General features: G+C 69.2%; 18 protein-coding genes and 6 pseudogenes. 10 read left to right on the top strand and 14 right to left on the bottom strand.

The window, feature by feature from the left end:
• The first annotated feature begins 14 nt into the window (after positions 1-14).
• Positions 15-1,286, top strand: a complete 1,272-nt coding sequence (locus ACWIGU_RS38345; protein WP_454406339.1) for a COG4705 family protein — start codon at positions 15-17, stop codon at positions 1,284-1,286.
• Between the two features lie 608 nt (positions 1,287-1,894).
• Here the strand turns inward: ACWIGU_RS38345 and ACWIGU_RS38340 are convergent.
• The 4 genes and pseudogenes from ACWIGU_RS38340 to ACWIGU_RS38325 all read right to left on the bottom strand — a co-directional run bounded on the left by ACWIGU_RS38340 (position 1,895) and on the right by ACWIGU_RS38325 (position 3,892).
• Positions 1,895-2,791 (bottom strand): hypothetical protein, encoded by an 897-nt coding sequence (locus ACWIGU_RS38340; protein ID WP_454406338.1) that lies wholly within the window; start codon positions 2,789-2,791, stop codon positions 1,895-1,897.
• A 209-nt stretch (positions 2,792-3,000) separates the two neighbouring features.
• A pseudogene (locus tag ACWIGU_RS38335) lies at positions 3,001-3,090 on the bottom strand (IS5/IS1182 family transposase); the annotation flags it as partial.
• A 140-nt stretch (positions 3,091-3,230) separates the two neighbouring features.
• Positions 3,231-3,553, bottom strand: a pseudogene (locus tag ACWIGU_RS38330) (winged helix-turn-helix transcriptional regulator); the annotation flags it as partial.
• Positions 3,554-3,604: 51 nt separating this feature from the next.
• Positions 3,605-3,892, bottom strand: a complete 288-nt coding sequence (locus ACWIGU_RS38325) for a hypothetical protein (protein ID WP_454406337.1) — start codon at positions 3,890-3,892, stop codon at positions 3,605-3,607.
• Between the two features lie 40 nt (positions 3,893-3,932).
• Between ACWIGU_RS38325 and ACWIGU_RS38320 the strand changes: the two genes are divergently transcribed.
• Positions 3,933-4,196: a hypothetical protein gene (locus tag ACWIGU_RS38320; RefSeq protein WP_454406336.1), complete on the top strand. Its 264-nt coding sequence runs from the start codon at positions 3,933-3,935 to the stop codon at positions 4,194-4,196.
• A gap of 20 nt (positions 4,197-4,216) precedes the next feature.
• On the opposite strand, the gene ACWIGU_RS38315 is transcribed toward ACWIGU_RS38320, so the two are convergent.
• From ACWIGU_RS38315 to ACWIGU_RS38295, 5 genes are all read right to left on the bottom strand, one after another.
• Entirely contained in the window at positions 4,217-4,933 is a 717-nt protein-coding gene (locus ACWIGU_RS38315; RefSeq protein WP_454406335.1) for a plastocyanin/azurin family copper-binding protein, read from the bottom strand.
• Complete coding sequence (locus tag ACWIGU_RS38310) at positions 4,918-5,427, bottom strand: hypothetical protein (protein ID WP_454406334.1); 510 nt, start codon at positions 5,425-5,427, stop codon at positions 4,918-4,920. The genes ACWIGU_RS38315 and ACWIGU_RS38310 overlap by 16 nt, the downstream gene beginning before the upstream one ends.
• Positions 5,428-5,523: 96 nt before the next feature.
• The gene (locus ACWIGU_RS38305; RefSeq protein WP_454406333.1) at positions 5,524-6,606 is read right to left on the bottom strand and encodes a cupredoxin domain-containing protein; all 1,083 of its coding nucleotides are present in this window, start codon (positions 6,604-6,606) and stop codon (positions 5,524-5,526) included.
• A gap of 50 nt (positions 6,607-6,656) precedes the next feature.
• Positions 6,657-7,997 carry a copper resistance CopC/CopD family protein gene (locus tag ACWIGU_RS38300; RefSeq protein WP_454406332.1) on the bottom strand — a complete coding sequence of 447 codons (1,341 nt, stop codon included), beginning with the start codon at positions 7,995-7,997 and terminating at the stop codon, positions 6,657-6,659.
• On the bottom strand, positions 7,994-8,644 hold the full coding sequence (locus tag ACWIGU_RS38295; RefSeq protein ID WP_454406331.1) for a hypothetical protein: 651 nt from the start codon (positions 8,642-8,644) through the stop codon (positions 7,994-7,996). The genes ACWIGU_RS38300 and ACWIGU_RS38295 overlap by 4 nt, the downstream gene beginning before the upstream one ends.
• Before the next feature lie 161 nt (positions 8,645-8,805).
• On the opposite strand from ACWIGU_RS38295, the gene ACWIGU_RS38290 reads away from it, so the two are divergent.
• The 3 genes and pseudogenes from ACWIGU_RS38290 to ACWIGU_RS38280 form a co-directional block, all read left to right on the top strand.
• Complete coding sequence (locus tag ACWIGU_RS38290; protein ID WP_454406329.1) at positions 8,806-9,345, top strand: hypothetical protein; 540 nt, start codon at positions 8,806-8,808, stop codon at positions 9,343-9,345.
• Positions 9,346-9,441: 96 nt separating this feature from the next.
• A pseudogene (locus ACWIGU_RS38285) lies at positions 9,442-9,627 on the top strand (helix-turn-helix domain-containing protein); the annotation flags it as partial.
• A pseudogene (locus ACWIGU_RS38280) lies at positions 9,620-9,856 on the top strand (AMP-binding enzyme); the annotation flags it as partial. The pseudogenes ACWIGU_RS38285 and ACWIGU_RS38280, both read left to right, overlap by 8 nt.
• Positions 9,857-10,295: 439 nt before the next feature.
• Here ACWIGU_RS38280 and ACWIGU_RS38275 read toward each other — a convergent pair.
• Positions 10,296-10,835 (bottom strand): DoxX family protein, encoded by a 540-nt coding sequence (locus tag ACWIGU_RS38275; protein WP_454406328.1) that lies wholly within the window; start codon positions 10,833-10,835, stop codon positions 10,296-10,298.
• Positions 10,836-11,026: 191 nt separating this feature from the next.
• Positions 11,027-11,749, bottom strand: a complete 723-nt coding sequence (locus ACWIGU_RS38270) for a helix-turn-helix transcriptional regulator (protein WP_454406327.1) — start codon at positions 11,747-11,749, stop codon at positions 11,027-11,029.
• 128 nt (positions 11,750-11,877) lie between these two features.
• Here ACWIGU_RS38270 and ACWIGU_RS38265 point away from each other — a divergent pair.
• Positions 11,878-12,060: pseudogene (locus ACWIGU_RS38265) on the top strand (DUF2231 domain-containing protein); the annotation flags it as partial.
• Positions 12,061-12,210: 150 nt separating this feature from the next.
• A complete protein-coding gene (locus ACWIGU_RS38260; protein ID WP_454406538.1) occupies positions 12,211-12,915 on the top strand; it encodes a Tn3 family transposase in 705 nt (234 codons plus the stop codon).
• 10 nt (positions 12,916-12,925) lie between these two features.
• Here ACWIGU_RS38260 and ACWIGU_RS38255 read toward each other — a convergent pair whose 3' ends face one another.
• Both ACWIGU_RS38255 and ACWIGU_RS38250 read right to left on the bottom strand, forming a co-directional pair.
• Positions 12,926-13,291 carry a MerR family transcriptional regulator gene (locus ACWIGU_RS38255; protein WP_454406537.1) on the bottom strand — a complete coding sequence of 122 codons (366 nt, stop codon included), beginning with the start codon at positions 13,289-13,291 and terminating at the stop codon, positions 12,926-12,928.
• A gap of 60 nt (positions 13,292-13,351) precedes the next feature.
• Positions 13,352-14,260, bottom strand: coding sequence for a LysR family transcriptional regulator (locus tag ACWIGU_RS38250; RefSeq protein WP_454406326.1), 909 nt, complete (start codon positions 14,258-14,260; stop codon positions 13,352-13,354).
• Positions 14,261-14,389: 129 nt separating this feature from the next.
• Here ACWIGU_RS38250 and ACWIGU_RS38245 point away from each other — a divergent pair, with 129 nt between their 5' ends.
• Positions 14,390-15,193, top strand: a complete 804-nt coding sequence (locus tag ACWIGU_RS38245; protein WP_454406325.1) for an SDR family NAD(P)-dependent oxidoreductase — start codon at positions 14,390-14,392, stop codon at positions 15,191-15,193.
• 75 nt (positions 15,194-15,268) lie between these two features.
• A complete protein-coding gene (locus ACWIGU_RS38240; RefSeq protein WP_454406324.1) occupies positions 15,269-15,604 on the top strand; it encodes an ankyrin repeat domain-containing protein in 336 nt (111 codons plus the stop codon).
• Positions 15,605-15,722: 118 nt separating this feature from the next.
• Here the strand turns inward: ACWIGU_RS38240 and ACWIGU_RS38235 are convergent, their stop codons facing one another.
• Entirely contained in the window at positions 15,723-16,121 is a 399-nt protein-coding gene (locus ACWIGU_RS38235) for a hypothetical protein (RefSeq protein WP_454406323.1), read from the bottom strand.
• A 232-nt stretch (positions 16,122-16,353) separates the two neighbouring features.
• On the opposite strand from ACWIGU_RS38235, the pseudogene ACWIGU_RS38230 reads away from it, so the two are divergent.
• A pseudogene (locus tag ACWIGU_RS38230) lies at positions 16,354-16,680 on the top strand (transposase family protein); the annotation flags it as partial.
• Positions 16,681-17,072: the final 392 nt, after the last annotated feature.

Raw genomic sequence — 17,072 nt, 5'->3', positions numbered from 1 at the left:
GTAAACCTCCCTGCATGACAACGACAACGGAAGCGCGCACGCGCAGCGGGCGCCTCATGCTCAACAAGGTCCCCGAGGTCACCCTCTGGTTCTGGGTGATCAAGATCCTGTGCACCACCGTGGGGGAGAGCTTCGCCGACTGGATCAACATGAAGCTGGGCGTCGGCCTGGTGAACACGGCCTGGATCTTCACCGGGGTGTTCGTGGTGGTCCTGGCCGTCCAGCTGCGGCTGAAGCGGTACGTCCCGTTTCCGTACTGGCTGACCGTAGTCGTTGTCAGCGTCACGGGCACCCTGTACACCGACATCCTCACCGACCAGCTGAATGTGCCGCTGTGGATCAGTTCCGCGGTCTTCTCCGTGCTGCTCGCGGTCGTCTTCGGCGTCTGGTGGGTGCGTGAGCGCACGCTGTCGATCCACTCGGTCACCACGCTGCCGCGGGAGTCGTTCTACTGGCTCGCCGTCCTGGTCACCTTCGCGCTCGGCACCGCGTCCGGCGACTGGACGCTGGAGCTGACCGGCTGGAGCCCGGGCGCCTCGGTCCTGCTGCCGCTCGGCCTCATCGCGGCGATCACGGCCATGTGGCGCTTCGGCGCGAACCCGGTGCTGTCCTTCTGGCTCGCTTACATCCTGACCCGCCCGCTGGGCGCGAACATCGGTGACTGGCTCGCCTCCCCGAAGGTCGCTCAGCCGGGCGAGCCGACCGGCCTCGACCTGGGCACCTTCACCACGAGCCTGATCTTCCTCGGCCTGATCCTGGCGACCGTGGTCTACCTGACGGTGACGCGCTCGGACGTGACCGAGACCTTCGAGGCGACCCACGCCGCACACGCCACCGGCGACCCGCGCAAGGAGCGCGTCGCGCTGGCCGGCTTCGGCCTGCTGGCGGTCGCCACGGCGGGGCTGCTGGTCTGGGCCCACGGCCAGCCGCACGTCGGCCCGGCGGCGGAGGAGGACAACACCTCCGCCGTCCAGATGGCCCCCGGCCAGGCGGTGAAGAAGTTCCCGCCCGCCAAGGTCGCCGCGCTGAAGTCCCTCGCCTCCACCTCCCTCAAGGACGCCCGCTCGGGGAACGCGAAGGGAGCGCACGCGGCCGCGCAGTCGCTGCGTGACCTGTGGGACGCCGACCAGGCATCGCTGCAGCCGCTGGACCAGACCGGCTGGACCTCCATCGACGCCCAGATGGACAAGGTGCTGGGAACCTTCGGCATCGATCACTCGAACCCGCCGATGCCGCCTGCGCAGCAGGAGAACGAACTGACCGCCCTCCTGACGGACATGGGCTGACAGACCGCACAGCGCCCGGCCAGCTCACCCGGCCGTCGGGCTCGGTGTGCCGGGCTGCGCCGAGAACCGCGCAGCCTCGGCACACACCGACGAGCCGCAGACAGCGCAGGCGGCCGGGGCCGCTTGTGGCAGCCCGGGCGTGTCCGCAACTCTCGTGGAGCGGTCGAAGCCGGCGTCAATGGCTTCGACCGCCCCGAGATCGCGGCCGGCTTCGGCATCTCGGTGGGAACCGCCCACGCCCACACCACTTCGCCACCCTGTCTCTGTGCGGTCGGCCCAGGGCGCGGTAACGGCATCACTGCCGTTCCGTTTCCCTGGACCGCCGTCCCGCCGCGCCGCCGTCCCGGGTGGACCAGGCCATCGCGGAGGCAGTCGAGCGGCAGACCACCGCGATGCGTGAGCTCAGCCGTCGAGCGTTCCCCGAACCCGAGACGGTGCCAGACGACGCGCCGACCGCGTCGAGGCGGCCCGCGTCCAGCGCCGCCGCCAGGGCGCGACGACCGAGGCTGCCGCCCTTCGCCGGACCCGTCTCGAACGGCCGGGAACGCCGTCCTCCGTGTCCGCTCCCCGGTCGTTGGACAGGACGGCGTAAGCGACGCGGAGATGATCTAGCGGCCGAGGGCCTGTCGCACCGTCAGGTTGTGGTACTTCCGCAGCCGGTACAGCTCCCAGAACGACAACACCGTCACCGACACCGGGGCGCCGAGCAGGAACACGATCCGGGCAACGACGGGAACCTCGGCGTTCGCGTTGCTGATCACGTCGAGGGCGGCCATCACCCACACCAGCAAGGTGGCGAGGATCGGCGGCAGCACCTCGTGGATGTCGGCGGTGCGGAACACGTGCATGAGGCAGAGCGCGATCCCGTACAGGGCGAAGCCCACCGACCACGCGCACAGGGTGATGAGAACGACCATGCCGGGGATCCCGATGGCGTCACGGAAGCCGGCGGTCGCCGGGTCGGGCGCGACGGCGAGGGGGAACGTGGCCATGGACCCCATCAGAGCCGCCACCGCTCCGAAGGACTTCAGGGACCGACGCAGGTAGAGCCTGCGCAGCGCACCCTGCGCGGCGAACGCGAACAGGGCGATCACGAACGGGAAGGCACACACCAGGAGGAGTGTGCTGGTCCAGCTCTGGTCGAACTTGTCGCCCGCGACGGTCTCGACGCCCTTGGCGGTGTCGACCGGCTGGTACGACATGACCAGCACGAGCCAGGCGGCGATGCCGAGCCCGGTTCGCCACATCTGGATCTTGCGCACCGTCAGGTCCTCGACGGCGTCCGGGCGCGAGGGGCGGAAGGCCCGCTGGGCGGCGTAGAACGGGTTGTAGACGCACTTGAGGATCCGCTGCCCGCGCGTCAGCGGCGGCCGGGGCGGGCGCGGGAACGGCGGCTGCGGGCCACCGCCGTGCGGCGGCTGTGGCGGGTATGGGCCCCAGCCCTGCGGATGCCCCGGGTACCCCTGCGGCGGCACGGGCGCGGGCTGCGGCGGGTAGGGCCCCACGCCGGGACCTCCGGCCCCGGGGTAGGGCTGATTGCCGGGACCGGGTCCCGGCTGTCCACCAGGGCCGGGTCCGCCCGCCGGACCCCAGTAACCATTGCCACTCATGCCGTGCGCCCCCGATGTTCGGTCTGTGCCGTGCGCGGCGCGGCACGAAACCGCCCGCTCAACGTGCGGCGTGATCCTACCCATCGCGGAGGCCGAGAAGTGCACGTCATCCCGGAGCGTTTGAGGCCCTGTCTGCCTCGGGCGACAGGTGAGCGTCCAGCTGCTTCTCCACATCCGGTTGCTTTAGCTGAACTCGTCAAGTGTCCTCATCTGACCTTGTGTCAGCACAACGACTATCGGTGAGAACGATTCGTCTGAGCTCCTCCACATGAGGGCAGGGCGCAACACGTGGCGACGGCGAATGGATGGCACGCCTACTGCGTATCGGTGCTGTCTAGCCCTTCCGTTGTCTGTGAAGTTCGGTGTACCGCGAGCGCATGGCGGTGCTGGCCGCCGGGACGGCGGCGAAGACGAAGGTCTCGCTGTTGTCGAGGCGTCTTCCTGTACAGGCGTCGACCAGGACCGGCTCGACCTCCTCGCCGCTGGCGGCGTCGACCAGGATCATCGATCCTCCTGCGGTGCCAGGTGTCGGTTTCCCCAGGCGGCGAAAGCCACGATCACCGGTCGCAGGGACCTGCCCCGCTCGGTGAGAACGTATTCGTAACGGGCTGGCTTGTCCTGGTACGGCCGTCGCTCCAGCAGGTCGTCCGCGACCAGCGCTGCACACACGCCTCACAGTAGATTCCGCACCCCACGAAGGCACCCGCATCACCCTGCAGATCCCGCGCCACGGCAAGAAGGCCGGAGGGTTGTGGTCGTAGTCGCGCGCGAGCGCGCCGTCGCTCTCCCGACTGCGCCCGCAGTTCGGTTAGGGCAGTCTCCTGCGCATATCGTCGGCCACGGTGATGCCCGGCGAAGGCAGCCGCCTTGGCCGACGAACTGTCGTCCGTACTGGAGGTCACGGCCGGCTACGCGGATCTGGCGAATCGGGCGGACCCGGCACATGGCGCGGGCGTGGGACCGTGCCTGCACGCCGGTGCCCAGGACCGCCAGCACCGAAGCGTCCTAGCGGGCCAGCAGTGGCGGGGACAGCGCGGTGTCCACCTACGCCGAGGCGCTCGACGGCGCTGACATCGCCGCCGCGACCACTCACTCCCTCGAACCCGTGATCCGCCGCCCCTGGCTGGAGCCCGGGCACATCACCTCAGTGGGGTACAACCCGGCCGGACGCGAGGTCGACGATGCCACAGTCGCCCAGGCGCTGGTGTGCGTCGAGGTGAAGACGACCGACTTGTCGGTGGACATGTTGATCACTCAGTTGGGGATCACGATGCCGATGGCCGGTGGCGCACTTGCGTAGCCTGCCGCGTCTCGGTGGTGTCAGCTTTGTTTCGACTGGTCGGAGGCCGCGGCTGCTGTGGCGGCGGAGCGGGATCCGACCAGGAGCAGGCACAGGACGGCGACGCCGGCGATGACGCCGGCCAGGACCAGGAGCGGGTCCAGTGGGCGGGTCGCGTCGGCGGGCTGCGCTGCTGGCGTCGCCTCCGGCTGGGCGGGGGCGGGTGCGGCGGCCGGGGCGGTGGACGAGGTGGGGCTGCCGCTCGCAGCGGGTGCGGCGGCCGTACCGCTGTGGTGTGTGGGTGCGGCGGATGCCGGGCTTTGGGTGTGTGCCGAACTCGGCCCGGGCGCCATCGGCATGTCGTGGTGGGAGGTCGGGCTCGGTGCCGGAGCACGGGTGGCGGCGGCCTTAACGACGATCTGCGCGGTCATGCCGGGGTGGACGGTGCAGACGTAGCTGTACGTTCCGACGGTGGTGAAGGTGTAGCTCCAGGTGCCGCCCTTGTTGAGCATCGGTGAGTGGAACGAGGCCGGGCCCGAGGTGGTCCTTACGTTGTGGGGTGCGGTGTCCCGGTTGACCCAGGTGACGGTGTCACCGGCCGTGATGGTGAGCGAGCGGGGGCCGAACGCGTAGCCGGACATGACGATCTGGTGGCCGGCGGCCTGCGCGGCGGGCGCCTGCAGGAAGGTGAGGGCAGCCGTGAGAAGCAGTGCGGCGAGCAGGGCGCGTGGGCTGCGGAGGGTCAGGCGGTGCGGCATGTGAACTCCGCGGCGATGAGCAGACGCAAGCGGTCTGCGGGGCGGGTACGGGACAGGGCGAAGCCGGTGGTGCGGCGCAGCGGGTCGTAGGGAACGCGGGTGGTGCCGAGGACGAGGAGGCTGGCGCGCAGGGCCAGGGTCGCGGGAACGCCGGGGAGGGTCGTGTCGCCGATGGCGAGTTCGCCCGGGATGCGCAGCCGCGAGTCGTCGGTGGCGGGTTCGATTGTGGTGCTGACGAAGGTCAGCTCCTCGCCGCCGAGTGCGGTGCCGGTCAGTCTCAGGCTCAGGACGCAGTCGTCGGGGGACGGCGCGACCGTGAGGGTCGCTTCGTCCGCGGCGACGCGGCGGCGCAAAGTCGGCAGGGGACCGAGGAGGGTGGTCAGTTCGACGATGCAGCGGTCGTCGGCGGCGCCGTAGGTGCCGGGGTGTGGCAGCCAGGAGGGGCCGAGGACGGGCGGGGGAAGGGGCTGGGTGGGAAGGGTCTGTGTGTTCATGGCAGGCACCTCGGTGTGCGAGGGAGGGGACAATGGCCGGGTGGCGGGCCGGCCGACTGCGACTCGGCCGGCCCACCACCTTCTTCTGGGCCCGGTTCAGCAGGAGTTGGTGAGGTAGTCCTCGGTGGGGGTGAGCATGTGCTCGGCCCAGACGGTGTGCATCTTCACGTAGGCGTCCGGGTTGAGGATGTCCGCGACCTGCTGGCCCAGGGACTCCTCCAGGTGCGCGGAGTTGATGTGCTGCAGGAGCACGGTCAGGGTGTCGTCACCGACGGAGCCGGCACCGTTCACGGCCGGGGTGAGGATCGACTCCACCCAGACGGTGTGCATCTTGATGTAGCTGTCGAGCTGAAGCGCGTCCTTGACCTGCTGGCCCGGGGACTCCTCCAGGTGGGCCTTGTTGATGTGCTGGAGGATCGGCAGCAGGACCTGCTGGATGCTGACGCACTGCTCGGTGCCGCCGTCACCGCTGCCGCCGCTCGTACCGCCCGAGCCGCTGCTGCCGCCGGTCGAGCCGCCGGAGCTCGATCCGCCCGTGCTGCCGCCGGTGGAGCCCCCGGTCGTGCCGCCGGTCGAACCGCCTGTGGAGCCGCCGGCCGAACCGCCTGTGGAGCCGCCGGTCGAACCACCTGTGGAGCCGCCGGTCGAACCACCGGAACCGCCGGTCGAGCCGCCCGTACCCCCGCCGCTGTCAGCGACGACGGTGATGGAGGCGGTCATGTCCGGGTGGACGGCGCAGTAGTACTTGTACGTGCCGGCCTTGGTGAAGGTGTACGACCAGCTGTCGCCCTTGTTCAGCGTGCCGGAGTCGAACTTGGCCGGGCCGCTGGTGGTGGTGACCGTGTGCGGAGCGGTGTCCTCGTTGATCCACTTCACGGTCTGGCCGACCTTGACGGTCAGCTTCGGCTGGGCGAACTTGTAGTTCGTGATCTTGATGGTGTAGTCGGCCGCCTTGGTCTGCGCCGCCGGCTGTGCCATCGAGTGAGCCTCCGCGGCCGGCTGCGCGGTGGCGGGAGCCGGGGCTCCACTGGCCGTCTGGAGGAGCGCGAAGCAGCCCGCGGAAGCCAGGGCCGCGCCCAGGCCGGCCGTCAGCAGTACCCGGTTGCCGCGCCGGGCGTGTGATCCGTGCCCTCGCTCTCGCCGAGCGCCATCGGCGGAGGCGGAGTTGTCAGTGCTCATAGGGGAGGTTCTCCTTCGAAAGGAACGGCTGGTACGGGGTTGGGCACCGGTCAGCGGCCGGGGGCGGACGTGACCAGCAGACTCGTCGCGGCAAGGACGACGAGGACGAGTCCCGTCTCCGCCGCGACCGAGTAGACGAAGGGCCGGACGGTGGCGCGGTCGCCGCGCAGCAGCACGGCGATGTCGAGCCGGGTGCGCACCCAGCTCCGGCTGCCCTGGGCGATCAGCAACACGGCGGCCAGCACAGCGAGTTTGATCAGCAGCAGCTGCCCATAGCCGGTGTCGAAGAGCGCGCTGAACGAGCCGACGACCTGCCAGGCGAGTACCGCTCCGGCCACCGCGATCGCCGCGACGCAGACGCCGGCCATCGTGGAGTAGCCGGAGACGGCGGTCGACAGTTCCGCCGGCCGACGCCGTGGCAGCACGCCGAGCAGTAGGAAGACGAGACCGCCCAGCCACAGGGAGACGCCGAGCAGATGGACGAGATCGGCCACAGCGCCCCAACCCGGGTGACTGCCCTCGGAGTTGTGGCCCGCCATGCCCGTAGTACGCAGCAGACCGAGGCCGACGACGGCCGCGCCGACCCGCCAGCCCGGCGACCGGGCCGCCCGCTGGCCGCCCTGCATGAGCGCGGCCAGCACCACGGCCGCCAGCACCCACATCAGAGCCCGGCACGCGAGTACGACACCGACCTCGCCGTGCAGCAGGTCCGTGTACGTGGACACCTTCAGCGCGTCGCCCAGCGGGCCCATCGCGCCATACGCGCCCTGCAGTCCGGCGCCCGCCAGGGTGGCGACGAGCCCGGCCGCCCAGGACGCGGCCAGGATCCGGCGCGTCCTGCGGTCCTGGGAGCCCTGCGGCCACAGCATCGCCAAAAACCCGAGGCCGCCGACGAAAAGGGCCAACGCCAGATAGTCCACCCAGCGGACGGCGACCCACACCTTGCGCACGGCATCGGAAGGCGCGGGGGCCGCTGCCGCGGCCTTGTCGCCCCCGGCTGTCGGCGCGGAGTCGGAGGCACCTGCGCCGATGACGAAGGACATGCTGCCGGAGGTCGGATGCCCGTCCTCTTCGTCAATGACATGCCAGTCCAGAGTCAGTCGGCCGGCCTCGACTGTGGCCTTGGGGATGGTCACGACGACGGATGACGCGCGCCGCTGCCCGGTGGCCGGCCGCGTGATGGTCAAGGGCTTGCCGCCCGCCGCCACGTGCAGGTCGGGCAGGTCCACGGCCTCGCTGAAGGTGAGCGTCACCGTGCCCGGGGCGTGGGAGAGCCGGGTACCGTCCTTCGGGGATGAGGAGTCCAGTTCGGTGTGGGCGGACGCGGCGGGCGCGCCGACCAGTAGGGCCACGAGAGCCAGAACGGCTGTCACCACAGCGCGAGTTCTCACCGTGTCAGCTCCGCAGCCAGGGCCGGGTCCGACGCTACGCCGGCGCAGATCGCCGTCGAATCAGCCGACATGGCCGCTGAGTCAGCGGACGCGGACGGGGTGGGCGACGGGGGGCTTCCGCCCGTGAGACCACTGAGGCCGTCCAGAAGTCCGGTCACGGGAGTGATCACCCCATCGAGAAGCGGCCGCACCAGATGCACTTCGCCGTCCGCGCAGGACTGCGAAGGAGACGGCGACGGAGTCGGGGACGGGGATGAGGAAGGAGGCGACGAGGGCGAGGGAGATGGCGACGAGCCGCCGGAGTGGCCTGGAAGATTGTCCCTGCTGCCGTGCCCGGCATGACCGCCGCCGGTGTCCTTCGTGCCGCTGCCCGCGGGCACCTCACCGACGGGCAGTGTCCAGGAACCGTCCGATGTCCCGCCCTCCGAACCGCCGGGATCGGTGCCTGTGGGGCCGGAGCTGCTCCGGTCGGACGGCGACGCGGGGGCTGCGGCGGCCGGAGGAGCGGCAGTGTTCACGTTCTGGTCGGCGGGGGCGCCGATCCCCGACGCGTATCCGAGTACGACGATCACCGCCGCGACGAGCGCGCTGGCGACGATCTCGTCGCGGTGGTCTCCTGGCCAGGACGCCCTGGCGAAGAAGGGCATGACTCCTCCTGACGACGGCACGCGCTGGCAATGCCGAAGAACGGGGTGCAATGCCAAGGAGTGGACCGACGTAAGGAGTCCCTGTGGATACGCGTCAGTTAATGCGTCGTTTCATTGCCTCACTTCCGCACCGTGTCGCACTGTGAGAATGGGCCTCACCGGTGGAATACGCGCATTACCGTCCATGGAGGAATGGTGAATGCGAACAGGCTGGCCATTATTCCTTCACTGAATTTACTTGCCTGCATATGCGGCCGTGCGCGCATGCGGGTGCGGCAGGTTCAGTAATCGACTTTGGCTCGTTGGTTGCGCAGGCGGAGACCGGGCAGCGTTTCTCGATGGTTTGGGACGCACTCGGCGACCAGGCGGCTCATGAGAACGGGGAACAGTCCGGCCTGTCCTTGCGCTCGGCGTCGACGAAGATGTGGGCGGGCAGCCGGTTGGCGATTTTTGGTCAGAACAGCGGCGGCGCCAAAGACGATCAGCTTCGTCAGGTGCAGTACCAGGGCCGAGGCGGCCTCGGTGCCGATGTAGGCGCCGCGCAGCAGGCCGCGGCGCGGAAGCGCGGGGCGACCATCGGACCGACCGAGCCGACCAGCGCCGAGCCGAACCCGGACGCGGCGCCGACGGCCGCGTTGCGTCCGCTGTCGATCGAACTCGCGTGCCCCGATCGGCGAGAGCGCGGAGCGGCCGCACTGTAGTGCAGATCTCTGCACCGTGGATGTCACCCTTCGCCAGGCCAGATAGTGCAGAGGTCTGCATCGGCAGGGCAGGGTCCTGCACCATCGGATGGTGGGGTGACGATCTTGCCGCCCGACCCCGACCCCGACCCCGACCCCGACCCCGACCTCACCGCGCTGCGCGTCGCGCTCGCGCGCCTGCGGGGCGAGCGCGACTGGACCTTCGATGAACTCGCCGCCCGCAGCGGCCTGTCCCGGCCCACCCTCATCGATTTCGAGCACGGCCGCACCACCGGCAGCGTCCCGCGCCGTCCCTGTCCCTCACGAGACGTGGGGCGAGGAGGTCACCGCGGTCGTCGTCCTACGTACCGGCGTCGAGCAGCCCACCGAGCAGGAACTGATCGACTTCACCCGGGAGGAGGTCGCCTCGTACAAGGAGCCCCGCCGGGTCCACTTCGTCGACGAGCTACCCCGTAACCCCAGCGGGAAGATCCTCAAGCGTGAACTCCGCGCCGCCGCCAAGAACGGCTGATGTCCTGGGCGGGGTCGAGAGCGGGACTGCAGGAGACCCTGGAGTGGCCCTTCGCGTTGCTCCCTGGTCCACCGAGGCGGATCAGCGGTCGGAGAGGTGCTGGGGCGACGGGTCAAGGGATTCGAACCATCCGAGGAACTCGCGCATGTCGTCGGGGTGCCTCGGGTGATCTTCGCCTGGCCGGCCTCGCCAGCCCTGCTCACCGGCGCCGAACCCACGCCCGAGACGGTCGCCGACAACCTGGTGCTCATCCAGCCCGGCCAGCCCCTTCTCGCTTTGGAAGGTTTCCTCCGGAGGCCGGGGAGCCGCGTGCCTTTGTGTCCAGCTCGCCGGAGCGGCCCGGGGCAGCACGGCTGCACCCGCCGATGGGTGGACCGGTGGTTTCTGGCTCGCTCGCGAAGGGCGTCGGCTGTGTCGCGGCGGGTGCGGGTGCGAAGGTTCAGATGCTCAGGGTGATCGCGGCGGCGATTCCGCCCAGGCCGAGGGCGAAGGCAGCCTCGGGCCAGCCGCCCGTACCCCAACGGAAGAACCGGTCCACGGCCAGGCGCCCGGGACCGGTCGCGGCGACAGCCAGGGCAACCACGGCGATGCAGACGTTGTACTCGATTCCGCCGCCCGTCTCCCAGAGGCCGTGGGTCCCGGTGACGGTTGCCATGGCGTTGATCATTACGCCGATGATGGCGGCGGCCGCGAGCGGTGTGAGCAGTCCGAGAGCCAGGCCGAGGCCGCCGAGGAATTCGGACAGACTGCCGATCAGGGCGAAGAGTTTTCCGGGACGGAAGCCGAGGGCAGCGAACCCCTTCCCGGTGTCCGTCAGGCCCTGGCCCCCGAAGATGCCGAACAGTTTCTGAGCGCCGTGCCCAGCCATCAGTAGCCCGAATGTCAGCCTGATCAGCAGAAGTCCCCAGTCTTGGGCGGACGATTTCGCTGTGACGGTGCCGTGCGCTGCCGATTCCGTCGTCGCCGGAGGGCGGTACATGATGCGTTTGGTAACCATGGGAATGCTCCGGTTCTAGGAACGCCGGGCCGGTCCCTGTGGTCGTCGCCCACCGTCATCTCGGCGCCGCGGCCCTGGTTCTGCCGGCCGCGCTCAGTGGTAGCGCCAGGTGGCGTCGGTGACGTCCTCGGTCGGCAGCCCGACGACGTCGCTGTGGTGAACAGAGCTGCACATCACCCCCTGGTGGGGCCTAGTTGGACGCAGCATTGCCCGGGACACGGGGCGAGGATCGCCTCTACGCCGGTTACCTCCAGGCCTTGCAGGTAACCGGCGATGAAGGCGCGGTTCATGCTGCACACCAGCTCGGGAGCCTTGGCTGACAGAGGGTGGAACGGGCAGTTCTGCAGGCGGAGTTGGGTGGGGGTTTCGCGGACCGGCTCGAAGCCGTGCTGGTCGAGCATCCGCTCGCAGACGCTCAGTCCACGTTCTGCGCCGAGTCGGCCCGGACGCGTCTGCTCCCGCTCCCGCTCGCCCAGGTCCCGGCCGCGCCGGCCGGCTGTGCGCACGGCGACGTGGGTTGCGGATTCGCCGTCGACTTCGGTGAGGACGGCCTCCAGTAGGAGGTCGGCCAACAGTTCGTGGCGGCGGTCGGGGATGCTGACGTGGATGTGGCTGTCGGTGGGTTCGTAGACCTTGGGCTGGCGACCGACCTTCCGGAGTCCGGCCGGTGATTCGTACCGAGCGCGCAGCAGGCCGGCGTCCACGAGCTTGTCGAGGTGGAAGGCGGCGAGCTTGCGCGAGATGCCCACGCTGGCGGCGGCCTCGTCCCGGGTGACGGGACGGCGCTGACGCCGGATGAACGCGAACATCTGCCGCCGGGAGTCCTCGCCGAGGACGCTGACGGACTCGATCGCCGCGTCACCTGCGGAAGTGTGCGGCGTTACGTCAGAGGCCACACCTCCACAGTAACGCGCACACCGATAGGTGCAACTAACGATTCCTCGTCCGGCTTGTCGCAGGGCCAGGTAGCTTGAGGCCTCCGGCGAATAAGACCAAGATTTGTTGGTGAAACTAGAGGGTCGGAATGGTGGATCCGGTGCATGAGCAGGCCAAGCGGCCGGTGAGCGCTGCGCTGGCCAAACCGTACGGGCACCCCTTCCACCCGATTCTGGTCACCGTCCCGATCGGTGCGTGGGTGGGCAGCTTGGTCTTCGACATCGCCTCGCACCTTGTACGTGATCCGGAATTCCTGGTCCGGGGGGCGACGTGGCTGATCGCAGAGAGAACCTGTCCAAGGACCTGCTGCGCCGTCGGCTGCTGGTGGTCCTGTTCGGCCTGGGCACCAACATGGGCATCAAACGCGTCGCGGTCACCGACACCCACGGCGCGTCCATCGTCGTGCTGCGCCTTCGCCCACATGCTCGACTTCAAGCTCATGCCGAGGCTGAAGAACATCGGCTCCGCCCGGCTGTACCGTCCGGCGGCTGGCGAGGACGGCAACTGGCCCCACCTCGCGCCGGTGCTGTCCACCAAGACGATCAACTGGGACCTGATCCGCCAGCAGTACGACCAGATCGTGAAGTACACCACCGCCCTGCGCCTGGGCACCGCGGAGGCCGAGCAGGTCCTGCGCCGCTTCAACCGCGGCGGCCCGAAACAGCCCATCTACCAGGCGATCGAGGAACTCGGGCGGGCGGTGCGCACGGCGTTCGTCTGCGACTACCTCGCCGACGCCGAGCTGCGCCAGGAGATCCACGAGGGATTGCAGGTCGTGGAGAATTGGAACAGCGCGAACAAGGACCTCTTCTACGGCAAGGATGGCGACCTGGCCGGGGCGGACAAAGAGTCCCAGGAGGTGTCCATGCTTGCCCTGCACCTGCTCCAGTCCGCCCTCGTGCACGTCAACACGCTGCTGATGCAGCAGGTCCTCGCCGACGAGAAGTGGGCCGACATGCTCACCGATGCCGACCGGCGGGCCCTGTCACCGCTGTTCTGGCCGCACGTGAACCCCTATGGCCGGTTCGAGCTGGACATGAACAGCCGCCTTCAGCTGGACCTGACCGCCACGGCCGTGCCCGGCCCGCGCGCCCCGCAGGACGAGGCCGCACCAGCCGGGACGTGACGCCCCGGTTTCAGACGCGGGCGGCCGGAGCGTTCTGCTCCCGGCGGGCGCCCAGGGTGGCGGCGAAGTCCTCGGCGCGGGCCAGCTGGGTGCGCAGGTTCTCCACCTGCTCGGCGGCTGCCTGCCGGTAGGTCCGCACCCGCTCCAGCAGCCCCTCGCGCTCGCCGGCGTCGAACGCGTCGTCGCCGTCCAAGCGGTCGGTGGCGTCCCGCAGGTCGCGCATCTGCTCCAGGGTGAATCCGAGAGGCTTCATCCGGTGGATCACCATGAGCCGGGCTACGTCCGTCTCGGTGCAGAGGCGGAACCCGCCCTGGGAACGGGCGGAGGGGATGACCAGGCCGGTCTCCTCGTAGTGCCGGATGGTGCGCAGAGACAGCTCCGGCCGTGGCCGAGCAGAGCGGAATCCCGGCGTGGATCTTCCTTGCCGGGCGCGGCGTTATGGCGCCGCGCGAAGCTGTGCGGCCTCCTGGCGCAGCGCCCCCACGGTGGCCGTCACCTCGGGACAGCGGTCGCGGACCGTGACGGCGACGATGGCCCGGCCGAGCCAGGCGGGGTCGTCGACTTGGACGATGCGGACGCCGGTGGGGACCGCGGCGGCCGCTACTTCGGGGAGTACGGCGATCCCGAGACCGGCGGCGACAAGGCCGAGGCGAGTGGGCCATTCGCGGGCGGCATAGGCGATCCGCGGGTGGTCGAGGGTTGGCCAGGCGCCGAACTGGGGGTCGTCGCGGAGGCCCTTGCCGACGATCCAGGGTTCGTCCCCCAGTTCGGTCACCGGAATGGTTCCGCGGCCGGCGAGCCGGTGGTTCGCGGGGACGGCGAGCAGGAGATGGCCGTCGAGGAGCAGGTCGCGGCGCAGTCCCTCGAAATCGTAGGCGGGCAGGTCCGCTCCCACACCGATCACTGCGACGTCGATGCGGTGAGCGCGGAGTTGGCGAAGCTGCGTGGGCGAGGACGCCTCGCCGAACTCGGCGATCAAACCCGGGTGGTCGTTTCGCAGGCGGGCCAACGCCCTGGGGACGAGCACGGCGGCAGCCGAGGGGAACGCCGCGATGGCGACGCGCCCGGTGACGTGGTCCTGCAACCCGGCGAGGTCTTTGCTGACGGCGTCGATCTCGTTGAGGGCTGTTGCGGCCCGGCGGGCGAGCATCATGCCCGCGGGAGAGGGGGTTACCCCGCGGGCGCCCCGGACGAACAGCGGTACGCCTGCGGCGGCTTCCATCGCCGCCATCTGACGGGACACCGCTGACTGGGTGTATCCGAGTGCGTCGGCCGCGGCGGTGAACGAGCCGGTGTCGACTACGGCCTGGACGACGCGGAGACCGGTGAGGGTGAAGTCGGCCACGCCGTCATCTTGACACATTCCGAAACCGCATGTCTCCTATGCAAGACCTTCGCTGGTGGAATGTCTCGATCCACAGCACGATGGAACGGCAACAGCAAGCAATCCATCCATCTGTAGGGAGTACCAGCCGTGGCCAAGTCCTGGTTCATCACGGGCAGTTCGAGGGGGTTCGGCCGCGAGTGGGCGGAGGCGGCGCTCGAACGCGGCGATCATGTCGCGGCGACGGCTCGGGACGTCAGCCAGCTGACCCCTTTGGTCGAGCGGCACGGGGATGCGGTTTTGCCGGTCCGGCTCGACGTTACCGACCGCGCCGCGGTGCATGAGGCAGTGCAGCGCGCCCAGGCGCATTTCGGTTCACTGGACATCGCGGTCAACAACGCCGGCTACGGGCATTTCGGCATGGTCGAGGAGGTGAACGAGGACGACCTCCGGGCTCAGATGGAGACCAATTTCTTCGGTGCGGTGTGGGTCACACAGGCCGTGCTGCCTCTTATGCGGTCGCAGCGATCGGGGAGGATCCTGCAAGTGACCAGCGAGGGCGGCGTACGTGCATTCCCCGGCATTGGTGCGTACCACGCCTCCAAATGGGCCCTTGAGGGATTGTCGGAGGCTCTGGCGCAAGAAGTTGCAGCCTTCGGCATCCACATCACCAACGTCGAGCCCGGCCCCTACGCCACCGACTGGCTGGCCCGCGGGGCACGACACAGCGAGCTGCACCCGGACTACACCGAAGTCCGCGCGGCTACTGCACCGGATTTCGAGGTAGGCGACCCGCGCGCGACCCGCGACGCGATTCTTCAGATCGTCGATGCGGACCAGCCCCCGCTGAGGATCTTCCTCGGCAAGTCCTTCACCGATGTCGCTGGTCTCTACGAGGAGCGTCTGAGCACCTGGCGTCAGTGGCAGCCGGTCTCCCTGGCTGCGTTCGGGTAAGACGTCATCTCAATTGGCGGCGGATGCCGCAGGTAGTCGCTGGCAGAGGTGCTCTCCAGGCGGTTGAATGCCGTGGTGAGCGACTACTGGACACCCGCGCATCAAGCAGTCGACCAGGAAGACGCAGAGGCCCTGGCTCGATTGTTGGCCGCCGGCTCCGATCCCGATGAGGTCTTCGGCAACGTGACGCTACTGACGCATGCCATCGACGTCGAGGGCGACGGCTTCCTGCAGAGCGGGCAACCGTTGACCGTGCACACCACGGCCGTGCTGTTGGCCTTCGGGGCTGATCCGAATCTCGCAGATCCAGATGGTCACACCCCCATGGAACTGGCCCGCCACTATGGCCACGATTCGGCGATGAACCTGCTGCACATCCACATCAGCAGGCGAGACGCCGATAGCAGATAAGGGTGCAGGCAATGGGCCTTTTCCAACCTCACGTTGTGGGGGCGCGGTGGAGAAGACTGCGGCGCTTCCTCCCGTATACCCGCCCGGCTGCGCCGTGGCGTCGGCCCGGCACCGGTGATCAGCTGGGGTCTTCGAGGCTGCTGTCTGTGATCGCTCGGAACAGCTCGCGAGCCCGCTCGCAGAACTGCTCGACATTCGTGATGTCCGGCTCGTCACCTTCCGCCAGCATCCGGGCCTGGAGCTGCTCAGAGCGCAGCCCGCCGTAGCGGGCCCGCACCTCAGCGGTCACCGGCTGGACCGCGATGTGCAGGTGCTTGCGCGCGTCGCGGCCGTGCGACCACATGCAGACGTAGGTCTGCTCGGGTTGGCACAACGTCTCCACGACACGAGCGGTATCGCGCAGCAAGGGGCCGAGTTCCGCCGCTGCCGTGTCGTCGAGCTCGGCGACGGCCACGACATGCTCCCGCGGACCGACGATCAAGGTCCCGAGATTCATCGGCCCGACGACGTGGTTCACCACCCAAGCAGCGGTTTCATGTAGGACACCCCCGGGCAGCTCCCGACGCCCGGTCAGAAGGTCACACCCAAGACATCCCGTCACATCCACGCGCACCAGCCTATACAGAGCCCGCAGCGATGATGGCGACGGCCAACTTGGCTGACCAGTTTGCCGGTTGGCCAGGAACTCGATGAAGCTCCTGGTAGACGGGTTCTCGACCAAGATCACCTGTGTCCGCCAGGAGCTTCGTGTGCTTGTCTGCCCGTCCTCGATCGATCTGTCCAGCCGTACCCTGAGGCACCTCAGTAGACAACTCGCCATCCGACAGCGGGAGATCGGGACGCCATGGCGGCGCCTGTCTGCCGGCCGCCAGGCCCTGGTGGCCCTGGCCCACCTGGGGTGTGGCCATACCTACGCCCGACTCGCCGCCGGGTTCGGCATCGGGATCGCGACCGTGTTCCGCTTCATACGCGAGGCAATCGAGGTGCTGGCCGCGCTCGCGCCGTCCCTGGCCGAGTCGATGGCGGCGATCCGGACCAAAGCGTTCGTCATCCTCGACGGCACCCTGCTGCCGATCCCCGGCAATCGCTCCCCGCCCGGCAGGCCGGCGCCGCATGCTGGACCTCTAACCGGCGCAGACGGAGGACACCATGACGCTCAGGTTCATCGGTACCACGTCCGAGCACGGGACTGTCCGACCCTGTATGAGGTCGTGGAGACCGGCGACATCGTCGTTCAGGGCGACCAGCTCACCGATGGCGAGCACCTTGCGCAGCTCCGCGACCTCGGCGTCCGACCTGTACGGCGCCGACTCGGCGGAGTACAAGGCGGTCGACCGGGCGTGGGCCGCGGTCAACGTCAAGTGACGCCTGAAGCACCGTAGTTGTGGGGCGGCACCGTGGGTGGCGCCCCCCATATCAATTAACAATAAATTTTACCAAAAAACCCCCCCCGCACAGGGCGGCAAAG

Source organism: Streptomyces sp. NPDC055400, assembly GCF_053644375.1.
The sequence above is the reverse complement of the archived record's forward strand: the minus strand, read 5'-3'. Positions and strand labels throughout refer to the sequence as shown.